This is a genomic window from Actinotalea solisilvae (assembly GCF_016464425.1).
GTDB classification, from domain to species: Bacteria; Actinomycetota; Actinomycetes; order Actinomycetales; family Cellulomonadaceae; genus Actinotalea; species Actinotalea solisilvae.
In genome coordinates this window covers 283902-307326 of sequence record NZ_JADDKQ010000001.1, presented here as the reverse complement: position 1 = coordinate 307326, position 23425 = coordinate 283902, and the positions used below count along the sequence as shown (strand labels likewise).

The 23425-nt window shown below is 73.2% G+C and carries 23 protein-coding genes and 1 tRNA gene; 18 read left to right on the top strand and 6 right to left on the bottom strand.

From position 1 onward, the window contains the following. The 3 genes from zwf to tkt form a co-directional block, all read right to left on the bottom strand. The gene (gene zwf / locus JIG38_RS01400; RefSeq protein WP_199421692.1) at positions 1-1542 is read right to left on the bottom strand and encodes a glucose-6-phosphate dehydrogenase; all 1542 of its coding nucleotides are present in this window, start codon (positions 1540-1542) and stop codon (positions 1-3) included. 34 nt (positions 1543-1576) lie between these two features. Further along, positions 1577-2773, bottom strand: a complete 1197-nt coding sequence (tal, locus tag JIG38_RS01395) for a transaldolase (protein WP_199421691.1) — start codon at positions 2771-2773, stop codon at positions 1577-1579. A gap of 84 nt (positions 2774-2857) precedes the next feature. Continuing rightward, positions 2858-5032 (bottom strand): transketolase, encoded by a 2175-nt coding sequence (tkt, locus tag JIG38_RS01390; protein WP_199421690.1) that lies wholly within the window; start codon positions 5030-5032, stop codon positions 2858-2860. A gap of 285 nt (positions 5033-5317) precedes the next feature. On the opposite strand from tkt, the gene JIG38_RS01385 reads away from it, so the two are divergent. The 12 genes from JIG38_RS01385 to JIG38_RS01330 all read left to right on the top strand — a co-directional run bounded on the left by JIG38_RS01385 (position 5318) and on the right by JIG38_RS01330 (position 16355). Continuing rightward, entirely contained in the window at positions 5318-6295 is a 978-nt protein-coding gene (locus tag JIG38_RS01385; RefSeq protein WP_199421689.1) for a heme o synthase, read from the top strand. Positions 6296-6300: 5 nt separating this feature from the next. Further along, entirely contained in the window at positions 6301-7263 is a 963-nt protein-coding gene (locus tag JIG38_RS01380) for a site-specific tyrosine recombinase XerD (RefSeq protein ID WP_307844426.1), read from the top strand. Positions 7264-7374: 111 nt separating this feature from the next. Then, positions 7375-8241 carry a ParA family protein gene (locus tag JIG38_RS01375; RefSeq protein WP_199421897.1) on the top strand — a complete coding sequence of 289 codons (867 nt, stop codon included), beginning with the start codon at positions 7375-7377 and terminating at the stop codon, positions 8239-8241. After that, positions 8231-9163: a segregation and condensation protein A gene (locus JIG38_RS01370; RefSeq protein WP_199421688.1), complete on the top strand. Its 933-nt coding sequence runs from the start codon at positions 8231-8233 to the stop codon at positions 9161-9163. The genes JIG38_RS01375 and JIG38_RS01370 overlap by 11 nt, the downstream gene beginning before the upstream one ends. Beyond that, on the top strand, positions 9160-9849 hold the full coding sequence (scpB, locus tag JIG38_RS01365) for an SMC-Scp complex subunit ScpB (RefSeq protein ID WP_199421687.1): 690 nt from the start codon (positions 9160-9162) through the stop codon (positions 9847-9849). The genes JIG38_RS01370 and scpB overlap by 4 nt, the downstream gene beginning before the upstream one ends. Next, entirely contained in the window at positions 9846-10613 is a 768-nt protein-coding gene (locus JIG38_RS01360; protein WP_199421686.1) for a pseudouridine synthase, read from the top strand. Before scpB ends, JIG38_RS01360 begins: the two co-directional genes overlap by 4 nt. 64 nt (positions 10614-10677) lie before the next feature. Then, on the top strand, positions 10678-11040 hold the full coding sequence (gene aroH, locus JIG38_RS01355) for a chorismate mutase (protein WP_199421685.1): 363 nt from the start codon (positions 10678-10680) through the stop codon (positions 11038-11040). Next, the gene (locus JIG38_RS01350) at positions 11037-12191 is read left to right on the top strand and encodes a prephenate dehydrogenase (RefSeq protein WP_199421684.1); all 1155 of its coding nucleotides are present in this window, start codon (positions 11037-11039) and stop codon (positions 12189-12191) included. The genes aroH and JIG38_RS01350 overlap by 4 nt, the downstream gene beginning before the upstream one ends. After that, positions 12188-12895 carry a (d)CMP kinase gene (gene cmk, locus JIG38_RS01345; RefSeq protein ID WP_199421683.1) on the top strand — a complete coding sequence of 236 codons (708 nt, stop codon included), beginning with the start codon at positions 12188-12190 and terminating at the stop codon, positions 12893-12895. Before JIG38_RS01350 ends, cmk begins: the two co-directional genes overlap by 4 nt. Before the next feature lie 19 nt (positions 12896-12914). Continuing rightward, positions 12915-13619, top strand: a complete 705-nt coding sequence (locus JIG38_RS01340) for a lysophospholipid acyltransferase family protein (RefSeq protein WP_199421682.1) — start codon at positions 12915-12917, stop codon at positions 13617-13619. A 43-nt stretch (positions 13620-13662) separates the two neighbouring features. Then, positions 13663-15240: a ribosome biogenesis GTPase Der gene (gene der / locus JIG38_RS01335; RefSeq protein WP_199421681.1), complete on the top strand. Its 1578-nt coding sequence runs from the start codon at positions 13663-13665 to the stop codon at positions 15238-15240. Next, positions 15237-16355 (top strand): hypothetical protein, encoded by a 1119-nt coding sequence (locus JIG38_RS01330; RefSeq protein ID WP_199421680.1) that lies wholly within the window; start codon positions 15237-15239, stop codon positions 16353-16355. The genes der and JIG38_RS01330 overlap by 4 nt, the downstream gene beginning before the upstream one ends. Positions 16356-16370: 15 nt before the next feature. Here the strand turns inward: JIG38_RS01330 and JIG38_RS01325 are convergent, their stop codons facing one another. Both JIG38_RS01325 and JIG38_RS01320 read right to left on the bottom strand, forming a co-directional pair. Further along, positions 16371-16901, bottom strand: a complete 531-nt coding sequence (locus JIG38_RS01325; RefSeq protein WP_199421679.1) for an arsenic metallochaperone ArsD family protein — start codon at positions 16899-16901, stop codon at positions 16371-16373. A 92-nt stretch (positions 16902-16993) separates the two neighbouring features. Further along, on the bottom strand, positions 16994-17533 hold the full coding sequence (locus tag JIG38_RS01320) for a hypothetical protein (protein WP_199421678.1): 540 nt from the start codon (positions 17531-17533) through the stop codon (positions 16994-16996). Positions 17534-17634: 101 nt separating this feature from the next. On the opposite strand from JIG38_RS01320, the gene JIG38_RS01315 reads away from it, so the two are divergent. Together JIG38_RS01315 and JIG38_RS01310 are read left to right on the top strand one after the other, a co-directional pair. Then, positions 17635-17708, top strand: a tRNA-Pro gene (locus JIG38_RS01315). Positions 17709-17986: 278 nt separating this feature from the next. Beyond that, positions 17987-18580 (top strand): hypothetical protein, encoded by a 594-nt coding sequence (locus tag JIG38_RS01310; protein ID WP_199421677.1) that lies wholly within the window; start codon positions 17987-17989, stop codon positions 18578-18580. A gap of 1099 nt (positions 18581-19679) precedes the next feature. On the opposite strand, the gene JIG38_RS01305 is transcribed toward JIG38_RS01310, so the two are convergent. Beyond that, positions 19680-20842, bottom strand: a protein-coding gene (locus JIG38_RS01305) for an IS3 family transposase (protein ID WP_307844425.1) whose coding sequence is annotated in 2 segments (ribosomal slippage) — positions 19680-20581 and positions 20581-20842 — 1164 coding nt in all. Because the reading frame shifts where the segments join, the coding sequence is not laid out codon by codon here. A 221-nt stretch (positions 20843-21063) separates the two neighbouring features. Between JIG38_RS01305 and JIG38_RS01300 the strand changes: the two genes are divergently transcribed. From JIG38_RS01300 to JIG38_RS01290, 4 genes are all read left to right on the top strand, one after another. Further along, positions 21064-21297, top strand: coding sequence for a DUF2188 domain-containing protein (locus JIG38_RS01300; protein WP_307844423.1), 234 nt, complete (start codon positions 21064-21066; stop codon positions 21295-21297). A gap of 409 nt (positions 21298-21706) precedes the next feature. Beyond that, entirely contained in the window at positions 21707-21979 is a 273-nt protein-coding gene (locus JIG38_RS21210) for a hypothetical protein (RefSeq protein ID WP_372419649.1), read from the top strand. Positions 21980-21989: 10 nt separating this feature from the next. Continuing rightward, the gene (locus JIG38_RS01295) at positions 21990-22181 is read left to right on the top strand and encodes a hypothetical protein (RefSeq protein ID WP_372419648.1); all 192 of its coding nucleotides are present in this window, start codon (positions 21990-21992) and stop codon (positions 22179-22181) included. Positions 22182-22191: 10 nt separating this feature from the next. Continuing rightward, positions 22192-23232 carry a hypothetical protein gene (locus JIG38_RS01290; protein WP_199421676.1) on the top strand — a complete coding sequence of 347 codons (1041 nt, stop codon included), beginning with the start codon at positions 22192-22194 and terminating at the stop codon, positions 23230-23232. Positions 23233-23425: the final 193 nt, after the last annotated feature.

The following is a 23425-nucleotide window of genomic DNA, read 5'->3' as shown; positions in this document are numbered from 1 at the left end:
TCACGGCCGGCGCCACGCCCGGCCGTCCCGCGCCATCATCGCGTCGGCCGACGCCGGGCCCCACGTGCCCGAGCGGTAGGCGTCGGGCGTGCCGTGCCGCGCCCAGTAGGACGTGATCGGGTCGAGGATCTTCCACGAGAGCTCGACCTCCTCGTGCCGCGGGAAGAGCGGCGGGTCGCCGAGCAGGACGTCGAGGATGAGCCGCTCGTACGCCTCCGGGGACGACTCGGTGAACGCGTGGCCGTACCCGAAGTCCATCGTGACGTCGCGCACCTCCATCGCCGTGCCGGGCACCTTGGAGCCGAAGCGGATCGTCACGCCCTCGTCGGGCTGGACCCGGATGACGAGGGCGTTCTGACCGAGCTCCTCGGTCGCGGTCGACTCGAACGGCAGGTGCGGCGCCTTCTTGAAGACCACCGCGATCTCGGTGACGCGGCGGCCCAGGCGCTTGCCCGCGCGCAGGTAGAACGGCACGCCCGCCCACCGGCGGGTGTCGATGTCGACGCGGATCGCCGCGTACGTCTCGGTCCCCGAGTCGGGCGCGATGCCCTCCTCGTCCAGGTAGCCCACGACCTCCTCGCCGCCCTGCCACCCGGCGGCGTACTGACCGCGCGCGGTGTGACGGCCCAGGTCCTTGGGCACGCGGACGGCCGAGAGCACCTTCTCCTTCTCGGCCCGCAGGTCCTGCGCGTCGAAGGACACGGGCTCCTCCATCGCGGTGAGCGCGAGGAGCTGGAGTAGGTGGTTCTGGATGACGTCGCGAGCGGCGCCGATCCCGTCGTAGTACCCCGCGCGGCCCCCGATGCCGATGTCCTCGGCCATGGTGATCTGCACGTGGTCGACGTAGTTGGCGTTCCAGATCGGCTCGAACAGCTGGTTGGCGAACCGCAGCGCCAGCATGTTCTGGACGGTCTCCTTGCCCAGGTAGTGGTCGATCCGGAAGACCGACTCGGGCTCGAACACCTCGGAGACGACGTCGTTGAGCTCGCGTGCGCTCGCCAGGTCGTGGCCGAACGGCTTCTCGATGACGACGCGCCGCCAGGCGCCCTCCTGCTGCCTGGACAGGCCCGAGCGGGCGAGCTGGCGGCAGACCAGCGGGAAGGCGCCGGGCGGCACCGAGAGGTAGAACGCGTGGTTGCCGCCCGTGCCCTGCTCGGCGTCGAGCTCCTCGACCGTCTTGCTCAGCCGGTCGAACGCGGCGTCGTCGTCGAACTCGCCCTGGACGAAGCGGATGCCGCGGGCCAGCTGCTCCCACGTGCTCTCGCGGAACGGCGTGCGCGCGTTCTTCTTCACCGCCTCGTGGACGACCTCGGCGAAGTCCTGCGTGGCCCAGTCGCGCCGGGCGAAGCCGGTGAGCGCGAAGCCGGGTGGCAGCAGGCCCCGGTTGGCGAGGTCGTACACCGCGGGCATGAGCTTGCGCTTGGCGAGGTCGCCCGTGACGCCGAAGATCACGAGCCCGCAGGGGCCGGCGATCCGGGGGAGCCGGCGGTCGCGCGGGTCGCGCAGCGGGTTCGCGGGCGGCGTGGCGCGCGCGGGGCTCACCGCGCGGCTCCGGCGCGGCGGACGGGCGCGGACGTCACTGGGCGGCCTCCTGCGAGCTCGACGAGACGGCACTGCGCGCGAGGCCGGCGGACACGGTGGCGAGGAGCTCGGCCCAGCTCTTCTCGAACTTGGTCACGCCCTCCTCCTCGAGCGTGGTGGTCACGCGGTCGAGGTCGACGCCGAGCGCGCCGAGGCGCTCGACCGCGGCGGCGGCGTCGTCGTACGCCGACGTGACCGTGTCGCCGCGGATCTCGCCGTGGTCGGCGACGGCCTCGAGGGTGGTCCCGGGCATCGTGTTGACCACGCCGGGAGCGACGAGCCCGTCGACGTAGCGCGTGTCCTTGTACGCCTTGTCCTTGACGCCGGTCGACGCCCAGAGCGGGCGCTGGGGGTGCGCGCCGGCCGCGGCCAGCGACTGCCAGCGCTCGCCCGCGACGACCTCCTCGTAGAGCCGGTAGGCGAGCCGGGCGTTGGCGATCGCGATGGACCCGCGCAGCTCGGCGGCCTCGGGGGAGCCGATCGCGTCGAGCTCGGCGTCGACCGCCGCGTCGACGCGGGAGACGAAGAACGACGCGACGGACGCGATGCCGCCGAGGTCGATCCCGGCCTCGCGCGCCTGCTCCAGCCCGGCCATGTAGGCGTCGAGCACGGCGCGGTAGCGCTCGAGCGAGAAGATCAGGGTCACGTTGACGCTGATGCCGCGCGCGATCACCCGGGTGATGGCCGGCAGGCCCTCGACCGTCGCCGGGATCTTGATGTAGAGGTTCGGCCGGCCGACCGTCGTCCAGAGCCGCTCGGCCGTGGCGACGGTCGCCTCGGTGTCCCGCGCGAGGCGCGGGTCGACCTCGATCGAGACGCGTCCGTCGAGGCCGCCCGTCGCCTCGTGGACGGCGGCGAGCGCGTCGCACGCGTCGCGCACGTCGTCCGTCGTGATCCGGAAGACGGCCTCGTCGACGTCCACGCCCTCGGTCGCGAGCTCGGACAGCTGGGCGTCGTACGCGCTGCCCTTCGACAGGGCCGAGGCGAAGATCGTCGGGTTCGTGGTGACCCCCACGACGCCGCGCTCGGCGACCAGGCGGTCGAGCCCGCCGCTGCGCAGCAGCTCGCGCGAGAGGTCGTCGAGCCAGATCGCGACGCCCGCCTCGCGCAGCGCGGTGACGGGCGCGGGCGCCGTCGCCCCGGGCGTGGTGGTCGCGGACGTGGTGGTCGGGGTGCCGGTGGCTTCGGTCATGACGTGCTCCTTCGGTCGGGCCCGGCCCCGGCCGACGTCGGCCGGGGCCCTTCCACGTGCAGCCGCCCGCAGGCGGTCAGGAGGTCAGAGGTCGCCGGTGCCGCTCTCGGTCGGCACCGCACGCGTGCCGGGCGCGGCGTCGCCCGCGACGGCGGCGAGCGACTCGCGGGCCGCGGCCACGACCGCCTCGGGCGTGAGGCCGAACTCGCGGTAGAGCGTCTCGTAGTCGGCCGACGCGCCGTAGTGCTCGAGCGAGACCGAGCGCCCGGCGTCGCCGACGATCTTGTGCCACGAGAGCGCGATGCCGGCCTCGACCGACACCCGGGCGCGGACGGCCGACGGCAGGACCTGCTCGCGGTACGCGTCGTCCTGCTCGGCGAACCACTCGAGGCTGGGGGCGGAGACGACGCGCGTGGGCACGCCGTCGGCCTCGAGGGCCTCGCGCGCGGCGACGGCGATCTGGACCTCGGAGCCCGTGCCGATGAGGATCACCTCGGGCGTGCCCGAGCTCGCCTCGAGGAGCACGTACGCACCCCGCGCCACGCCCTCCGCGGTGGTGTAGCCGTCCTCGCCGCGCGGGAACGTCGGGACGTTCTGGCGCGTGAGCACGAGCCCGACCGGGTGGTCGGTCCGCTCGAGGATCGCCCTCCAGGCCTGCGCCGTCTCGTTGGCGTCGGCGGGCCGGACGACGGCCAGGCCGGGGATCGCGCGCACGGCCGTGAGGTGCTCGACCGGCTGGTGCGTGGGACCGTCCTCGCCGAGGCCGATGGAGTCGTGCGTCCACACGTAGATCGCCGGGACGCCCATGAGCGCCGCGAGGCGCACCGCGCCGCGCATGTAGTCGCTGAACGTGAAGAACGTGCCGCCGTAGGCGCGCGTGAGGCCGTGCAGCACGATCCCCGAGAGGATCGCGCCCATGCCGTGCTCGCGGATGCCGAAGTGCAGCGTGCGGCCGTACTCGTCGCCCGAGAACTCGTGCGTCGAGCGCTCCGGCGGGAGGAAGGACGGCTCGCCCTTCATGGTCGTGTTGTTCGAGCCGGCGAGGTCGGCCGAGCCGCCCCACAGCTCGGGCAGCACGGGCGCGAGCGCCGAGAGCACCTCGCCGGACGCGGCACGGGTCGCGACGGCCTTGCCGGCGGGGAACGTCGGCAGCGCGTCCGCCCAGCCCTCGGGCAGCTCGCGCGCGACGAGCCGGTCGAGGAGCGCCGCGCGCTCGGGGTTGGCCGAGCGCCACGCGTCGTAGCCCTCCTGCCAGGCGGCCTTGGCCTGCGCGCCGCGCTCGAGGGCCTTGCGCGTGTGCTCGATGACCGCCGGCTCGACGTCGAACGTCTTCTCGGGGTCGAAGCCGAGCAGCTCCTTGAGTGCGCGCACCTCGTCGCCGCCGAGCTTGGAGCCGTGCGAGCCGTGCGTGTTCTGCTTGGTGGGCGACGGCCACGCGATGATCGTGCGCAGGCGGATGAAGGACGGGCGGTCGGTGACGGCCTTGGCGGTCTCGATCGCGGCGGCGAGCGCCTCGACGTCCTCGGCGTAGGGGCTGCCGTCCGACGTGCGGGTCCAGTCGACGGACTGGACGTGCCAGCCGTACGCCTCGTAGCGGCCGAGGACGTCCTCGGTGAACGCGATCTCGGTGTCGCCCTCGATCGAGATGTGGTTGTCGTCCCACAGCACGACGAGGTTGCCGAGCTTCTGCGTGCCGGCGAGCGACGACGCCTCGGACGTCACGCCCTCCTGGAGGTCGCCGTCGGACGCGACGACGTAGACGTGGTGGTCGAAGGGGCTCGCGCCAGGCGCGGCGTCCGGGTCGAGCAGGCCGCGCTCGCGGCGGGCCGCCATCGCGAAGCCCACGGCGCTGGCGAGGCCCTGGCCGAGCGGGCCCGTCGTGATCTCGACGCCGTCCGTGTGGCGGTACTCGGGGTGGCCGGGGGTCTTCGAGCCCCAGGTGCGCAGCGCCGCGATGTCCTCGACCTCGAGGCCGTAGCCCGCGAGGTAGAGCTGGATGTACTGGGTGAGGCTCGAGTGACCCGCGGAGAGGATGAAGCGGTCGCGGCCCAGCCAGTGGGGGTCGGCCGGGTCGTGGCGCATCGTCCGCTGGAAGAGCAGGTAGGCCGCCGGCGCGAGGCTGATCGCGGTCCCCGGGTGGCCGTTGCCGACCTTCTCGACGGCGTCCGCGGCGAGGACACGGACCGTGTCGACGGCGCGCTGGTCGAGATCCGTCCACTCGAGCTGCTGCTCGGTGGTCGAGGTGGGGGACGCGTTCACGGAGCCTTCTTCCTGCCCGGACGGTCGCCCGGGTCGTCGCCTGGTGCGTGCGGCGCGCGCCGTCGGGGGCCGAGAGTGGCCGGTTGGCGAGCGCCGGAGGGGACCGGCGGTGTGCGCCGGATCACGCTGCGAGCCTACCTGCGGCGACGCGCCCGCGAATCCCGGGCCGCCAGGTGGACGCGCCGCCCCCGGAGGCAGCCCGCACGCGCACGGCACGACGCCCCGGGGCCCGCGGCGGGCCTACCATGGTCGCCAGCACCCCCTGTAGGAACGGAGTCCTTCCGCGTGCGCACCGCCAGTGGCCGCGTCGACACCCCCGGCGCCACCGTCCCCTCGGTCGGCGTCCCCGCCCGCGCGCGGGCCGCGGGGCTCGCCGGCGTCCTCGCCCGTGTCGGTGCCTACGTCGCGCTGACCAAGCCGCGGATCATCGAGCTCCTGCTCATCACGACCGTCCCGACCATGATCCTCGCCGAGCGCGGGTTCCCGTCGGTCGCGCTCGTGCTCGCGACCCTCGTCGGCGGCGCGGCGTCCGCGGGCTCGGCCAACGCGCTGAACTGCTACCTCGACCGGGACATCGACGAGGTGATGAACCGCACGAAGCGGCGTCCGCTCGTCACGGGCGAGATCAGCCCGCGGGCCGGGCTCACCTTCGGCCTCGTCCTGGGCGCGTTCTCGATCGCGTGGTTCCTCGCGTTCGTCAACGTCCTCTCGGCGGTCCTCGCGCTGACCGCGATCCTGCTGTACGTCGTGGGCTACACGATGATCCTCAAGCGCCGCACGCCGCAGAACATCGTCTGGGGCGGGGCGGCGGGGTGCATGCCGGTGCTCATCGGCTGGTCCGCCGTGACGAACTCCGTCGCGTGGGCCCCGGTCGCGCTGTTCGGCGTCATCTTCTTCTGGACGCCGCCCCACTACTGGCCGCTCTCCATGCGCTTCCGCCGCGACTACGCGGCCGCCGGCGTCCCGATGCTGCCCGTCGTCGCGACCGACGTGCGCGTCTCGGTCGAGATGGTCGCGTACACGCTCGGCATGGTCGCGTGCTCGCTCGCACTCGTCCCGCTCGCCGGCATGACGTGGGTGTACACGGCCCTCGCCTCCGTCCTGGGTCTCTGGTTCCTCGCGTCCACGGTGGGTCTGCTGCGCCGCGCCCGGAGTCCTCGCGCCGGCGTGCGCCTGGGGGAGATGCGCGTGTTCCACGGCTCGATCACGTACCTCACGCTGCTCTTCGTCGCCATCGCGGTCGACCCCTTCCTGCCGGTCTGAGCGGCGTGGCCACGCAGGCGCCCGACGGGCCGGCGCCGGCCCTCCTCGGTGAGGTCGAGGCGTACCTCGACCACCTCGCCGTGGAGCGCGGCCTGGCGGCCAACACGCTCGCCGCCTACCGGCGGGACCTGCGGCGCTACACGAGCCACCTGGCGGCGCTCGGGCGCACGCGCGTCGCCGACGTGACGGAGCCGGACGTGCGCGCCTTCGTCACCGCCGTCCGGACGGGCGGTGACGGGGCCGCGGCCCTCTCGGCGGCCTCGACGGCGCGCACCGTCGCCGCCGTCCACGGCTGGCACCGCTTCTGCGCGCTCGAGGGCCTCACCGCCGACGACCCCTCGCGCGGCGTGCGTCCGCCGGCCCAGGCCAAGCGCCTGCCCAAGGCGTTGTCGACCGACGACGTCGAGCGCCTGCTCGCCGCCGCGGGCCTCGGCGACGGTCCGGTGCCGCTGCGCGACCGCGCGCTGCTCGAGCTGCTCTACTCGACCGGCGCCCGGATCAGCGAGGTCGTCGGCCTCGACGTCGACGACCTGGAGCTCGACCCGGCGGCCGCCGCAGCGCGCCTGTTCGGGAAGGGCCGCAAGGAGCGCGTCGTGCCGGTCGGCTCGTTCGCGCGCGAGGCGGTCGACGCATACCTCGTGCGGGCCCGGCCGGCGCTCGCGGCCGCGGGGCGCGGCACGCCGGCCGTCTTCCTCAACACGCGCGGCGAGCGCCTCAGCCGGCAGAGCGCGTGGGCGGTCCTGCGGCTGGCCGCGCAGCGCGCGGGCCTCGCCCGCGCCGACGACGTCTCGCCGCACACCCTGCGCCACTCCTTCGCGACCCACCTGCTGGCGGGCGGCGCGGACGTCCGCGTCGTCCAGGAGCTGCTCGGCCACGCGTCGGTCACGACCACGCAGATCTACACGCAGGTGACGCCCGACACGCTGCGCGAGGTCTACGCCGCGGCGCACCCTCGCGCGCTCGGCTGACCCGCCGCGGACCCGTGCCGGACCGCGGCGGGCAGCGTGCCGGCCGACGGCGCCGGGCGTTGCAGCGAGGCCGGGGCCGGTCCCTGCGGTAACCTCGGGGCCGTGACCAGCCTGGACCCGGACGCCCCCGTCGCCACGGCGACCGACCCGGTCGGCCGGACCCTCCCGCACTTCCCCGAGCCCGCGCCGCTGGCCTCCCACGGTCCCGCGCGCATCATCGCGCTGTGCAACCAGAAGGGCGGCGTCGGCAAGACGACGACGACCATCAACCTGGGTGCGGCCCTGGCCGACTACGGCCGGCGCGTGCTCGTGGTGGACTTCGACCCGCAGGGCGCCGCCTCGGTAGGCCTCGGCACGAGCCCGCACGAGCTCGAGCGCACCGTGTACAACCTGCTCATGGAGCGCCACGCCTCGCTCGAGGAGATCGTGCGCCCGACGGCGGTCGAGGGCCTGGACCTCCTGCCGGCGAACATCGACCTCTCCGCGGCCGAGGTGCAGCTCGTCGGGGAGGTCGCGCGCGAGTCGATCCTCTCGCGCGTGCTGCGCCCGGCCGAGCAGGACTACGACGTCATCCTCGTCGACTGCCAGCCGTCCCTCGGGCTCCTCACGGTCAACGCCCTCACGGCGGCGCACGGCGTGCTCATCCCGCTCGAGTGCGAGTTCTTCGCGCTGCGCGGTGTCGCGCTGCTCGTCGAGACCGTCGAGAAGGTGCGCGACCGGCTCAACCCGCGCCTCCAGGTCGACGGCATCCTCGCGACCATGCACGACCCGCGCACCCTGCACTCGCGCGAGGTCCTCGCCCGCGTGCACGAGGCCTTCGGCGACCAGCTGCTGCACACGGTCATCGGGCGCACGGTGAAGTTCCCCGACTCCTCGGTCGCCGCCGAGCCGATCACGAGCTACGCGCCCTCGCACGCCGGTGCGGCGGCCTACCGCCAGCTCGCTCGCGAGCTGGTGGCTCGCGGCGATGCCGCCTGACGTCGCGGTCGCGACCGGACCCACGCCCGCGCCCGCGCCTGCGGCGACGTCGGCCGCGGCGCCCGACCACGCCCGCGGACGGGGCGGCCAGGCGGCGTTCGAGGTCCACCTCGACAACTTCACCGGGCCGTTCGACCTGCTGCTCGGTCTCATCTCCAAGCACAAGCTCGACATCACCGAGGTCGCGCTCGCGCAGGTGACCGACGAGTTCATCGCCGCCGTCCGCGCCGCCGAGCGCAGCGACGAGCCGTGGGAGCTCGGCCGGATCAGCGAGTTCCTCGTCGTCGCCGCCACGCTGCTGGACCTCAAGGCGGCCCGCCTCCTGCCCGCGGGCGTGGTCGAGGACGCCGAGGACCTCGAGATGCTCGAGGCGCGCGACCTGCTCTTCGCCCGGCTGCTGCAGTACCGGGCGTACAAGGAGGTCGCCGGAGCGCTCGGCGAGCGCCTCGCCACGCAGGCGCGGAGCCTGCCGCGCGCCGTCGCGATGGAGCCCGGGCTCGCGGCGCTGCTGCCCGAGCTCGTGCTCGAGATCGGCCCGTCCGAGCTGGCGATCCTCGCCGCCCACGCGCTGCGCCCCAAGGCCGCCCCGGCCGGCGTCGACCTGTCGCACCTGCACGCGCCCGCCGTGAGCGTGCGCGAGCAGGCCGCGGTGCTCGTCGACCGGCTGCGCCGCACCGGCTCGGGCTCGTTCCGCGCGCTGGTGCAGGACGCCGACTCGACGCTCGTCGTCGTCGTGCGGTTCCTCGCGCTGCTCGAGCTGTTCCGCGAGGGCGTCGTCGCGTTCGACCAGATCGACCCGCTCGGCGAGCTGACCGTGCGGTGGACGGGCTCCGAGGAGGGCGACGTCGAGGTGGTCGACGACTACGACGACGAGCCGTCGGGTGGGACGGACACGGACCACACCCAGGAGGGACAGGCATGAGCGAGGACACCGGGCACGCCCCGGACGGCCCGACCGTCGACGCGGAGGAGGGCGCGCCCGTCACGGCCGCGCCGGCCGCCGTGGACGAGCTCGCCTTCGACGTCGCCGACCTCCCGGGCGGTGCCGCGGCGGCGGTGGAGGCCGTCCTCATGGTCGCCGACGAGCCCGTGACCGCCGTCCAGCTCGCGACCGTGCTGGGCCTGCCGACCGGGGAGGTCGAGGCGCTCCTCGTCGGGCTCGCCGAGGAGTACCGGGGCGGGGGAGGCCGCCCGCGCGGCTTCGAGCTCCGCCACGTCGCCGGCGGGTGGCGCTTCTACTCGGCGGCGGCGCACGCCGACGTCGTCGGGCGCTTCGTGCTCGACGGGCAGACGGCGCGCCTCACCCAGGCCGCGCTCGAGACCCTCGCGGTCATCGCCTACCGCCAGCCCGTGACCCGCGGCCAGGTGTCCGCGGTCCGGGGCGTCAACGTCGACTCGGTCGTCCGCACCCTCACGGCGCGCGGCCTGGTCGCCGAGCTCGGCACCGAGCCGAGCGGCGCCGTCCTCTACGGGACGACGTCCTACTTCCTGGAGCGACTCGGCATGACGAGCCTCGACGAGCTGCCACCGCTCGCGCCCTACCTGCCCGACATCGAGACGCTCGGGATCGACGACGACGCCCGTGCGACGGACGGGGTGAGCGCATGAGCCCCCGGGCGTCCGCGCCGCAGCGCGACGTGCACGACCCGGACGGCGTGCGCCTGCAGAAGGTGCTCGCGACCGCCGGCCTCGGCTCGCGCCGCGCGTGCGAGAACCTCATCGCGGCGGGCCGGGTGCAGGTGGACGGCGTCGTCGTGCGGGAGCTGGGCGTGCGGGTCGACCCGCGGCGCGCGGTCGTGCACGTGGACGGTATGCGGCTGCAGCTCGACACGTCGCTCGTGACGCTCGCGCTCAACAAGCCGCTCGGCGTCGTGTCGACGATGCACGACGAGCGCGGCCGGCCCTCGCTGGCCGAGCTCGTCGCCGACCGCTCGGAGCGCCTGTTCCACGTCGGTCGCCTCGACGCCGAGACCGAGGGGCTGCTGCTCATGACGAACGACGGCGAGCTCGCCAACCGGCTCGCGCACCCGTCGCACGGCGTGCCCAAGACCTACCTCGCGACCGTCGAGGGGCGCGTCAAGGGCGCCGTCGGGCAGCAGCTGCGCGCGGGTGTGCGCCTCGAGGACGGGCCGGCGAAGGTCGACGAGTTCCGCGTCGTCGACACGTCGCCGGACTCGACGCTCGTCGAGATCGTGCTGCACGAGGGCCGCAACCACATCGTGCGCCGCCTCATGGACGAGGTGGGGCACCCGGTGACGCGCCTGGTTCGGACGCAGGTCGGCCCCATCCGCCTCGGCAACCTCCGGCCGGGACGCACGCGCGTGCTCGGCCGGGAGGAGCTCGGCGCGCTCATGGCCGAGGTCGGGCTGTGAGCGCGCGCGTGGGTACGCTGCCGGGCGGCCGCCCGCCCGGGGCCCGGCCGGACGGGGGTGCACGATGACGGTCCGCGCGATCCGCGGCGCGACCCAGCTCGACCGCGACGACCGCGAGCACCTGTTCGAGCGCACGACGGAGCTCGTCCACGAGGTGCTCGCCGCGAACGAGCTCGGCATCGACGAGCTCATCTCCGTCTTCTTCACGTGCACGCCGGACCTGCGCAGCGACTTCCCCGCCGCGGCCGCGCGCGAGATGGGGCTGGGCGCCGTGCCGCTCATGTGCGCGGTCGAGATCGACGTCCCCGGCGCGCTGCCGCGCGTCGTGCGGCTCATGGCGCACGCGAACCTCGAGCGGCCGCGCGAGGACGTGCGCCACGTGTACCTGCACGGCGCGACGGTGCTGCGTCGCGACCTCGCCCAGTGACGGGGCAGACCCGGGGCCCGCTCGCCGACGTCGGTCCCGGACCGGTCGCCGCCACGCGCGGACCCGTCCGCGTGGTCGGCACCGGGCTGCTGGGCGCGAGCATCGGGCTCGCGCTGCGTGCGCTCGGCGTCGACGTCGTGCTGCACGACCCGTCGCTCACGACCGTGCTGCTCGCGCAGGACGTGGGCGCGGGCAGGGTCGCCACCCCGGACGACCGCGACGTGCGGCTCGTCGTCGTCGCGGCCCCGCCGGACGTCACGCACGACGTCGTGCTGGCCGAGCTCGCGGCCTTCCCGGACGCGGTCGTGACCGACGTCGCGAGCGTCAAGGGCGCGGTGCTCGAGGCGCTGCGCGAGCGCGGCGCGGACCTCACGCGCTACGTGGGCTCGCACCCCATGGCCGGCTCCGAGCGCAGCGGCCCGACGGCGGCGCGCGGGGACCTGTTCACGGGCCGGCCGTGGGTCGTCGTCGGCTCGGGGGAGTCGTCCGGCGCCGCGGTGCTCGCCGTGCGCGACCTCGCGTCCGACCTCGGCGCGATCCCCGTGATGCTCGACGCGGGCGCGCACGACGCCGCCGTCGCGCTGGTCTCGCACGTGCCGCAGATCGCGGCCTCGCTGGTCGCGGCGCGGCTGCGCGAGGCCGAGCCCTCGGCGCTCGGCCTGGCCGGCCAGGGCCTGCGGGACGTCACGCGCATCGCCGCGAGCGACCCCGCCATGTGGACCTCGATCCTGGCGGCGAACGCGGAGGCCGTCGCGCCGGTGCTGCGCGCGCTGCGCGACGACCTCGACGCGCTCGTCGCGGCGCTCGACGGCGCCGCGTCGACCGGCCCCTGGAGCCCGCCGCCGGCCGGCGCGCTCGGGTCGGTCGCGGGCGCGATCGCCGCGGGGAACCAGGGCGTCGCCCGCATCCCCGGCAAGCACGGCGGTGCGCGGACCGCCTACGACGTCGTCACGGTGCTCGTCCCGGACCAGCCGGGCGAGCTCGCGCGCCTGCTCGCCGAGATCGGCGCGGCGGGCATCAACCTCGAGGAGCTGCAGCTCGAGCACGCGCCGCACCGCGCGGTCGGTCTCGCGGCGATCTCGGTGCAGCAGGGACTGGGCAGCCGGCTCGAGGACGAGCTGCGGACACGCGGATGGAGGCTGGCCGGATGAGCGCGCTCGTCATCGCCGTCGACGGGCCCTCGGGCTCGGGGAAGTCGAGCGTCTGCCGCAAGGTCGCGGCGCGCCTCGGCCTGGCGTACCTCGACACGGGCGCGATGTACCGCGCGGCGACGTGGTGGTGCCTCGAGCGCGGCGTCGACCTCGCGGACGGCCCCGCCGTCACCGCGGCGGTGCACGCCATGGTGCTCGAGCTGGACCTCAACCCGCGCCTGCCCGTCTTCCGCATCGGCAGCACGGACGTCGGCACGGCGATCCGCACGGGCGAGATCTCGGCGGCCGTCAGCGCGGTCGCGACGAACCTCGACGTGCGGGCGGACCTCGGCGCGCGCCAGCGCCGCGTCATCGAGGTCGAGCGCGGCCCCGAGGGGTTCAGCGAGGGCCGCGGCGTCGTCGTCGAGGGGCGCGACATCACGACGGTCATCGCGCCCGACGCCGACGTGCGCGTGCTGCTCACCGCGAGCGAGGAGGCGCGCCTCGCGCGCCGCGCGCGCGAGCTGCACGGGTCCGACGACGCCACGAGCGTGGCCGCGACGCGCGACCAGGTGGTCCGGCGCGACGAGCAGGACTCGACCGTGGTCGAGTTCCGGACGGCCGCCGACGGCGTCGTCACGGTGGACTCCTCCGACCTGGACCTCGACCAGACCGTCGACGCCGTCCTCGCCGTCGTGGCGCAGGTCAGCGGCCGGTCGGCGTGACCGGCGCCCAGGCGGCGCGATGAGCCGGCCGGTCGCCGCGCCGGGCCCGGCCGGGCCGCGCTGGTCGCGCTGGGTCGGGCGGTTCCTCGCGCGCGTCGTGTGGGACACGCGCGTCGTCGGCAGCGAGCACGTGCCGGCCACGGGTCCGGTGATCCTCGCGGCGAACCACCTCGGGGTGATCGACGGGCCGCTCGTGCACGGCGTGGTGCCGCGGGGGACCCACATCCTCGTCAAGGAGGAGATGTTCCACGGACCGGTGGGGCTGGTGCTGCGGGCCGCGGGCCAGATCCCGGTGGACCGCACGGGCGGCCGGCCCGCCCTCGCGGCGGCCCTCGCCGTGCTGCGCCGCGGGGGAGCGGTCGGCATCTTCCCCGAGGGCAACCGCGGCCGTGGTGACGCGTCGACCGCGCGCGCCGGCGTCGCCTGGCTCGCCGTGAACTCGGGTGCGCCCGTGGTCCCGGTCGCCGTCCTCGGCACGCGGCGCACGGGGGAGTCGGTCGGCCACGTCCCGGGGTTCCGCCGCCGGCTGCACGTCGAGCTCGGACCGCCGGTGGTCGTCGAGCGGCCCGCCGGGGCGTCCGGCCGCGCGGCCGTCGCGCACGCGACCGACGTGCTGCGCGCCGCGCTGAGCGCGCACGTGCAGGCCGTGAGCGCGCGCACCGGCTTCGCGCTGCCGGACGACGTCGACCGTCCACCGACGGGCGGGCGCGAGCCGCTCGCGTGAGCCGGTTCGTCGTGGACGCGTCCGGCAGGGGAGGATGGGCGTCATGACGGACCAGCACCACGACGACGCGCTCGACCTCGACGACCCGGCCGGAGCGCCGGAGGCGGGCGAGACCGACGACGACCTGGTCGTCGGGGCCGACGACGACGGCATCACCGCGCCCGACGCGTCGGTGCCCCAGACGCCCGAGGAGCTCGCGCGCGAGCAGGCCCTGCGCGCCGGCCTGAGCGAGTTCGAGCTCGCCGACGAGGACCTCGCGCTGCTCGACGGCGGCGAGGCGGGGGAGGGCGAGGCCGCGCCGGCCGGGCCGGTGCCCGTGCTCGCCGTCGTCGGCCGCCCGAACGTCGGCAAGTCGACGCTGGTCAACCGCATCCTCGGCCGCCGCGAGGCCGTCGTCGAGGACAAGCCGGGCGTCACGCGCGACCGCGTGAGCTACCCCGCCGAGTGGGCGGGCCGGAACTTCACGCTCGTCGACACGGGCGGGTGGGAGGTCGACGTCGCGGGCATCCACGCGCGCGTCGCCGAGCAGGCCGAGGTCGCGATCGACCTCGCCGACGTCGTGCTCTTCGTCGTGGACGCGACCGTGGGCGCGACGTCGACCGACGAGCAGGTCGTGCGCCTCCTGCGCAAGGCCGGCAAGCCGGTGGTCCTCGCCGCGAACAAGGTCGACGGACCGCGGGGCGAGTCCGACGCGGCCGAGCTCTGGAGCCTCGGCCTCGGCGAGCCGCACCCCATCTCGGCCCTCCACGGCCGCGGCACGGGCGACCTGCTCGACGCGGTCGTCGAGAAGATGCCCGAGGTCTCGGCCAAGGGCACGCTGCGCCCGGGCGGCCCGCGCCGCGTCGCGCTCGTCGGGCGCCCCAACGTGGGCAAGTCCAGCCTGCTCAACAAGATCCTCGGCGAGGAGCGCGTCGTCGTCGACGCCGAGGCCGGTACGACGCGGGACCCGGTCGACGAGCTCGTCGAGCTCGCGGGCAGGACGTGGTGGTTCGTGGACACGGCCGGCATCCGGCGGCGTGTCCACCAGACGTCGGGCGCCGACTTCTACGCGTCGCTGCGCACCCAGGCGGCGATCGAGAAGGCCGAGGTCGCCGTCGTGCTCGTCGACGCGAGCGTGAAGATGACCGAGCAGGACACCCGGGTCATCTCGCAGGTCGTCGAGGCGGGACGCGCGCTCGTCATCGCGTACAACAAGTGGGACCTCATGGACGAGGACCGCCGCCCGTACCTCGAGCGCGAGATCGAGCAGGACCTCGTCCAGGTGCAGTGGGCGCCGCGCGTCAACGTCTCGGCGAAGACGGGCTGGCACAAGGACCGCCTCGTGCCCGCGATCGAGCGGTCGCTCGCGTCGTGGGACACGCGCATCCCGACGGGGCGTCTCAACGCGTTCCTCGGCGAGCTCGTGGCCGCGCACCCGCACCCCCTGCGGGGCGGCAAGCAGCCGCGCATCCTCTTCGCCACCCAGGCGGACACCCGTCCGCCGCGCTTCGTCATCTTCGCGACGGGCTTCCTCGAGGCGGGCTACCGCCGGTTCATCGAGCGCCGCCTGCGCGAGACGTTCGGCTTCGAGGGCTCGCCGATCTCGATCTCGGTGCGCGTCCGGGAGAAGCGCAAGCGGTGACGCCGCCGGCGGCGCCGGGTCGCGGTCACGCACCGGCGGACCGCGCGTCCCGGCGCGGGCTGCTGCTGCGCTGGGGGCTGCCGCGGGACCCGGGGGCCTCGCGCAACCTCGCGACCTTCGTGGTCGCGGCGGTCGCCACCGTCCTGCTCACGCGCGCGTTCCTCGCGGCGGCGGGCTACCCGCAGATCGGCGGCGGCGGGCTGCACGTGGCGCACGTCCTGTGGGGCGGGCTGCTCATGGCGCTCGCGTTCCTCGTGCTCCTGTCCTTCGCCGGACCGGTGGTGCGGCCGGCCGGCGCGGTGCTCGGCGGTGTGGGTTTCGGGCTCTTCATCGACGAGGTGGGCAAGTTCGTCACCTCGGACAACGACTACTTCTACGAGCCGACGGCGGCGCTCATCTACGTCGTCGTCGTCGCGCTCGTCCTGCTCGGGGAGGGGCTGCACGGTCGGGTGCGTCACCACCCCGCGGAGCACCTCGCGGCGGCGGCGGACGAGGCGGTCGCCGGCCTGGTGGGCGGATTCACGCCGCACCACCGGGAGCACGCGCGCGAGGCGCTCGAGCGGGCCGAGGTGGGCGGCGGGGGAGGCCTGGCCGGCCTGGCCGAGGTCCGGGCCCTGCTGGCCGCCGTGGAGGACGAGCCGACCGAGCTCCCGAACCCCTCGATCACCGTGGCGCGGGCCGTGGTCCGCACGACGCGGCGCATGGTGAGCGCGCGGTGGGTGCCGCGCGTGACGGTCGCCGTCCTGCTCCTCACGGTCGTCGGGACCGTGGCGCGGGGCGTGCTCGCGTGGCGCGACGGGACCGACGTGCCCGACTGGATGGTGGTCGCGATGCTCGCCAGCGCCGCGGCCTCGGCCGGGGTCGCCGTGAGCGGGCTCGCCGTCGTCCGGCGCGACCGGATGCGCGGCTACCTGCGGTTCCGGCGCGCGGTCCTCATCAGCCTGCTCGTGACGCAGGTGTTCGTCTTCCGGCTGGTCGAATGGGCGGCGACGACCGGGCTCGTGGTCGACCTGCTCGTCCTGGGGCTCGTCGCCGCCGAGATCGCGCAGATGCACGAGGCGCGTGAGCGCCGGGAGAGCGGCGCCGCGCGCACGTCCGGGTCGCCGCGCGCCTGACCGGGCGCGCCCGCCTCAGCTCGCGTGCAGCAGCGAGGAGGGGACCGGCTGCACGCCGCCGTGGCCCGTGACGAAGCGGTCGAGCGCCGCGACCGCGTCGCGGGCGACCGCCTCGAGCACGCCGGACGCAGCGGGCACTCCGGACGCCGCGGTGGCGGGTCCGGTCGCCGCTGCCGGGCTCGCCTCGCTCGCCGCCTGCTGCTCGTGCACGACGGCGGCCTCGGCCCGCTCCGCCGCGAGCTCGGCGTCCACCCCGGCCCACGCCGCGAGCTGGTCGCGCGTCGGGAACGAGCCGTGCCAGCGCATGAACCCGTCGACGAGCACGACCGGCAGCACGGCGGGCCCGAGCACGTTCATGAGGAACCGCACCGCGTCGTGCTCGACGAACCGGCCCGGTTGCTCCGAGAGCGTGGCGCGGACGACGGTGACGCCGTGCGCCGCGAGCCACTCGACGTCGGCGGCGAAGTGGCACGCCTCGGGCTCGTCGTCGTGCTGCACGTAGGCGGCGGGGCACCACGTGGGGGCGAAGACCTCGACGGTCGTCATGGCGACCTCCCAGCGACCTCGGTGGATGGTCCGCCCAGAATCGCACCATTTCCGGCATGTCGCCCCACGGGAGCGCGTACGGGTGCCCGGGGTCAGCAGCGCGCAGGCTCCGGGCAGCGGACCTGCCCACCGCCGGCCGCCTGACCGCGGCCGTACCCCGTCAGACGCGGGGTGCCGTCGCCCAGCTCGGACCGCGAGATCTCCCAGACCTCGAGCCGGACCGGGGACCATCCGCAGGCGACCTGCTCCTGCGGGTCCACGACCTGCAAGGTGAGGGTGGTCCGGTCGTCGTCGACGACCACGCGCGACGACTCGGTGCACCGCGCCCACGCGCCGACGACGAGGACCGGCGCGTCGAGGTCGACGTCGAGCCCGTCGAGCGTGACGTCGTCGGGCCAGCGCGACGTGACGTCGTCGAGGTCCTCGGCGTCGAGCACGAGCGCCGGGCGCGTCCGGTCGAGGTCACCGAGCTCGGCGTGGTCGGCCTCGGACCAGGAGCTCACGAGCCGGCCGACCTCGTCGCGCCGGTCCACGCCGGGGTCGGGGGTGCACCCGCCGAGCACCACGCTCGCCGCGAGCACCGGGAGCACGGCGGGCACCGCGACGCCGCTGGGGATGCTCGTTCGTCGCATGAGACTCCTCGGTCGGGCGGGCACGGGCTCACGCCGGTGTGCAGATCCCGCGTGGGGCTGCGGTAGAGTTCTTCAGGCCCACCGCGCAGCGGGGGTCGTATCGGGATGTGGCGCAGCTTGGTAGCGCACTTGACTGGGGGTCAAGGGGTCGCAGGTTCAAATCCTGTCATCCCGACAGTGTTTTAGCAGGTCAGAGGCCCGCACCGCTTCGGCGGGGCGGGCCTCTCGGCGTCCGGTAGGCCTATTGGTAGGCCTAAGTACGCCCTGGACGAACACGGACGCTGGCAGCACGTCTCTGGACAGGCGTCCCGGAACCCGTTCGTGATGCCGTAGGGCGCTGTGCTCGCGGGGCACCTGGCCAGCGTGGCCCGACGAGGTGCCCGGCGTCGGTACCGCACGTGCGGCTGGCACACCGCACATCGGCGGACGCGCGGTTCGGGGCAAGACCGTACGATGCCGCTCGCCCAGCTCGACAGAGGAGGCCAGCTTGTGACTGACGCCGGGACTCTCCGGATTCCGACCATCGCAGCGATCGCGCTGCTGACGGCCATCTTCGCGGGACAGTTCTGGGAGCATGAAGTTGAAGGCCGCCTCATCGCTGCGAATGGGATCGCCGCCCTCCTGTGTCTCATGCCGTGGCCCTCGACCGCCGCCATGCGCGCATTGCGTCTGCTCGGCGGAATCCTGCTGGCGGTGACTGGCACGCTGTTCACCGTCGAGTTTGGGATCGTCGTCGAGCACGCCACCCTCGAGCGCGACGGCGGCTCCCTCACCGCGCTGTTGGTGGCGCTCTTTGTAGGCGTTGTGGGCACGTTCGGGGCTGACCTCTCGATCGGCCACAGAGCCGATGCCGAGGCGCGTCAACGACATGAGGAAGTGCTCGAGGGGCAACGGCGGCACCTCATGGTGCTTGAGCGTCTCGAGGGTGGTCACCCACCCGGCACACCGAGAACAGCCGATCGGGTGCGCCTGCGTGACCTCGCCATGTTGGCAATCGCGGCACACCTTGTGTCCCGAGGCAATGAGGCGTCCAGAGGTCATCGATGACTGGCGACGCCGGTCGGCGCGGGCGCTAGAGCCGCTACGCGATCGCCCGTCGTGCTCGGGTTCGGCCAGTCCCCGATCGAACACCGGCAACGCCACGGCCTCCATCCGCCAAAGAGCGCAGGGCGCTTCCCCCACACCACCCAGTCAGCGGCATCTCCGTGCGGTATAGCGACACGCTTGGACGGTCAGCCCACGTCCCTGACGACGCCTGTCTCGGCGTGGCGGACCTGGAACGAGGGCGATCGAGTCGCAGCGCCACGATCTCGTACCGGTGTTGGTGGGGTTCGTGATCGTGATCGGGTGGTCAGTCGGGTCCCTCGTTTACCTCGTGATCGAGGCCCGGAAACGGCACTAGGAGTCCCTGCGCGTACGCGTAACGAGGTACTGGTCGTGGGGCGACCCAAGTCGGCCCCTAGGGGCAATAGAGGCGTTCTGGGGAGGTTCTGCGACACGCGGGGGCCTACGACACGCCCGGCGACTCGCGTCCCGCAAGAACGTCTTACACGGCGGTAGTCTGTTCGGAAATCCCCCCGCAAGCCCGTGACCTGCAACGATGCTGGTCGCGAGAGCCGTACGCGTGCGTCCGGCCACCTAGAGATAAAAAGATCTTGGTTCCGGGACGCTGGGGTGTCGGTTTGGCGTGAGATCCTAGTGCCTGACAGCAGAAGAGCCCTAGACGGACTCTTCGCCCGACCAGAGCTCTTCGCTTCACTTGCCTCGTGAACCCTGAGCGTACCTCGGGAGTCAACGTCTGCGAGACGTTGACTCACCGGCTGAGCGGGTGGATTCCCTCCTCTGTCAGACGGGCGCAAGCCCGATCGGAGGTCACTCCCGTGGCCACTCGCATCACCCGCACCGTCACCCGTGGACCGATCCGCATCCGGATCACCACGACCACCACCACCCGGACGATCCGCCCGCGGTGATCCGAGGGTCCTAGAGGCCCTCAACGCATAGAGAAGCCCGCTCCGGGTAGGACCACCGGGGCGGGCTTCTCGTTTGAGACGACCCGGCGACACGCCGCAGACGCGGACACGCCGCAGGCGCAGGGCGACGCTCGGGACTGCTGCAGGACCAGTTGACACCGGGTGAGTGGTGATCATGCCGCAAGGGCGGCGTTCTGGGCGGTGAAGGCGAGCTCGAACTCGACCGGGGTCAGCTTGCCGAGGGCGCGTTGGCGTCGGCGACGGTTGTAGGTGCGTTCGATCCAGAAGACGATCGCGTCGTGCAGCTCGTCGCGGGTGGCCCAGCGGCGACGGTTCAGGACGTTCTTCTGCAGCAGCGCGTTCCAGGACTCCATGGCCGCGTTGTCACCGGCCGAGGCGACGCGACCCATCGAGCCCTGCAGCCCCGCGGCGGTCAGGACCGCCCGGAACGTCCGGGCTCGAAATTGCGATCCTCTGTCCGAATGCACCACCACAACACCGCTCGGGGCGCGCCGGGCGACGGCGGTCCGCAACGCGGTGACCGCGAGTTGGGCGGTCATCCGCTCGTCGAGTGCGTACCCGACGATCCGGTTGCTGAACAGGTCCTTGATCGCGCAGCAGTAGACCTTGCCCTCGGCGGTGGGGTGCTCGGTGATGTCGGTGACCCAGACCTGGTCCGGCCCGGCGGCGGTGAAGTTGCGCTGGACGTGGTCGTCGTGGACCGCCGGCCCCGGCGACTTCCCGGCCCCGCGCCTGCCCTTGCGGACGGTCACCGACCAGAGCCGCTGCTGCGAGCACAGTCGCCAGACCCGCCGCTCGCCGACGTCGTGGCCGGCGCGCTCGAGCTCGTCGGCCAGGAACCGGTAGCCGAACTCCGGGTCGTCGCCGTGGGCGTCGATCAGGGCGTTCGTCAGGTAGGCGTCCTCGAGCTCGCGCGCGCTGACGGGCTCGGCGAGCCAGGCGTAGTACGCCTGCCTCGAGTGGCCGAGCACCCCGCAGGTCAACCGCACCGGGATGCCCTCGGCGGCCAGGTCACGGACCAGCGGGTAGCTCATTTTGGGAGCGAGCCGGCGGCGAAGTAGGCCGCCGCGCGGCGCAGGATCTCGTTCTCCTGCTCCAGCCGACGCTTCTCCCGGCGCAGCTGAACCAGCTCGTTCTGCTCGATGGTGGTCTTGCCGTCCACGACGCCGTCGTCGATGTCGGCTTGGCGCACCCAGCGCCGCACCGACTCCACGGAGATGTCGAAGTCGGAGGCGACCTCGGCGTGCGTCAGGTCACCGCGGCGGGCGACCCGCACGACGTCACGCTTGAACTCGGGAGGGAACTTCTTGGGCACAGCGACATCCTTCCAGCGGGACCTCGTCCCACAGATGGAGTGTCAACCGATCCGGCAGCAGTCCCCTCCACTGGCCGATGCCTCTGACCAGGGCATGTACCGCCGGCGCCTACATCTGGCCGAAGATCTTGCTCCTGCCACTACATCTAGTGGTTCCACCGTCCTAGACTCATGATCACAGCCCGGTACCTCCGGGCACGACATGAAATGAGGTGGTTCACGTGGCCAAGGGCGACGTGCATACGACGTGGGACAGCGACAACGAGCGGTGGGCGAACCGGCGCGAGGGCAACACTCGAGCGTCCTCCACCCACAACGGGAAGGCAGACGCCTCCGAGCGCGGGCAGCAGCTCGCGCGCAACACTGGCTCGGAGTGGCTCGGACACCGCAAGGCCGACGGCCAGATCAACGAGCGCAACACCTACGGCACTGACCCGCACCCGCCGCGGGGCTGATGCCAAGCGGGGTTGCTCCGCCTTGACCTCGGAGCAACCCCGCTGGCCGCATCAGAACATAGAAGACGCCCGCCCCGTAGCTCATCCCACCGGGCGGGCTTCCTTGTGTCGAGGGTGCGCTCGAGACGCTCTGGAAGGCGTCCTCGATCGTCCGGACAGCGTCCGGGGACAGGATCGTCCTGTAGGGCCGGCGAGAGGTCCTGGAGGGGCAGCTGGAGTCACTGGACGAGCGGTCGGGCAGACTCGCGCGGGGGTGGGTCGACGGGTTCCTGGATGACCCCGGGCACCGGATCACCCTCGCCGAGATCGAGGCCAAGGGGGCGCGGCGCGCACGGATCTGGACGACGACCTCACCGGACTCGACGACCTCGACCCCGGGCCGGACGTCTACGCGCGGATCTTCGACTCGATGCTGGGCGAGGGCGCCTCGCCCGCCGAGGAGAACATGGTCCTCGCGAAGGTCATCGACCGGATCGAGGTCGGTCCGGACTCGGTGCGGATCGTCTCGACGCGCGGCGAGGCTACGCTCATGGCGAAGGCCAAGTGCCGCTCGGAGCTCCGTGAGCGCGACGCCACGGGACGCTTCCGCAGGTCGGACCAGGAGTGGCCGTCGGGTACTAGGCCATTCGTCGACGCGTCGCTGCCCGGCGGCGAGCGCCTGCACGTCGCGATCCCGACGTGACGCGATCGACGTGGGCCGTGAACATCCGCAAGTACGTCGTGCGGCCGGGCACCTCGACGACCTGGTCGCGCTCGGCTCGCTGATGCGCCTGGCCGCGCGCTTCCTCGCCGCGGCGGTCGCCGCGAGGCTCAACGTGCTTGTCTCGGGCGCGAAGCAGGCCGGCACCCGGCGAAAAGCCAACCCCCCGGTGCCGCGTCACTAGTCTGACGCACATGCCCGCCTCCGCAGTCGCCGACGTCAACTGGCTCCTGAGCGCGGTGACGCAAGCCTCGGCGGCCCTGATCGCCATCGTCGGGGGCCTCCTGGTGTCCCGCTATGTCGCTCTGCACGCCGAGCAGCAGGGTGCACGCCGCAGGGTGGCTGACCTAGCGCGGCGCGAAACGGAAGCTCAGTCGCACCTTGCGGCATCTGAACAGGCGCTTGACGCGTACTACGTGGACGAGTTATTGGATGACGAAGATGTGTTTGAGGTCATCGTCGATAGTGGTTTTGATCCCGCACTGCGGGACGTCCTCGACGCCGCGCAAGAAGAACAGGAGGAGGATTTAAATCAAGCGTTGCTTGTTGCGAAGCTCGCGGATTTGTCATCCGACCTCAGGGCGGCGATGAGCGCGATCGTCCCGCTCGTACCCAAGGTGAAGGAGCACCCCGACTGGGCTACGTTCCGCCGCGACCACGAACTGCCGGTCGAGCATCGCCATGCCTGGGAGTGGCTCTACGACCGCGTATGCTCTGAGCGCGAAGACGAAGTGCTGGAAGAGGAGCGCAGGGCGGCGCGAAAGTCATCGCCGTTCGGCGGCCTAGGTTTTGACACAATCCGCATGCCGGCGCTTTCCTACGGCAATCCGCAGGTTCGCGCCACCGAGCGCATCGCGGAGGGCCAGCGCCAGATCGCGTTCGAAAATTCACTTACGAATCGTATCGACGAGGCGAGGGCCGGGGTGCGCGCCTTGCACCAGGAGAAGCGCCTAGCGACCGAGACGCTTGACGCGACGCGCCAACCGGAGGGCTTCGGCCTAGCCCTACAGGTTCTCACCGTATTGGCAATGCTAGGGATAGGCTTTCCGGTCGTTCTGATGAGCCTGGGCCCAATGACGCTCGAGCCATGGCTTCGCTGGTCGGTGACCTCCGCGTTCTTTCTCGGCGTTGCCCTGCTGCTGCGCTTCCTGTTCGTGTACGCGGCACTCCTCCGTGAGGGAGGGCGCTCATCCCTCCCGAACACCGTCCTTGGACTGCTCGGTCCTGAGCGCTGACAATTAGGTCCTAGCAGCTGGGCGACTACACGATGCGGCTCTCAGGAGACGGGCAGGTTTTCGATCAGCCCGTCGCCGCTCTCCCACATCACGCCGACCCCGTACGTCGCTATTAGTCCACCAAGTCGTCGCTGGGACGGACGGGCACCAAGAGGGGGCGGCTACCGCACGTAGATCGCACCGGCGGTGCGCT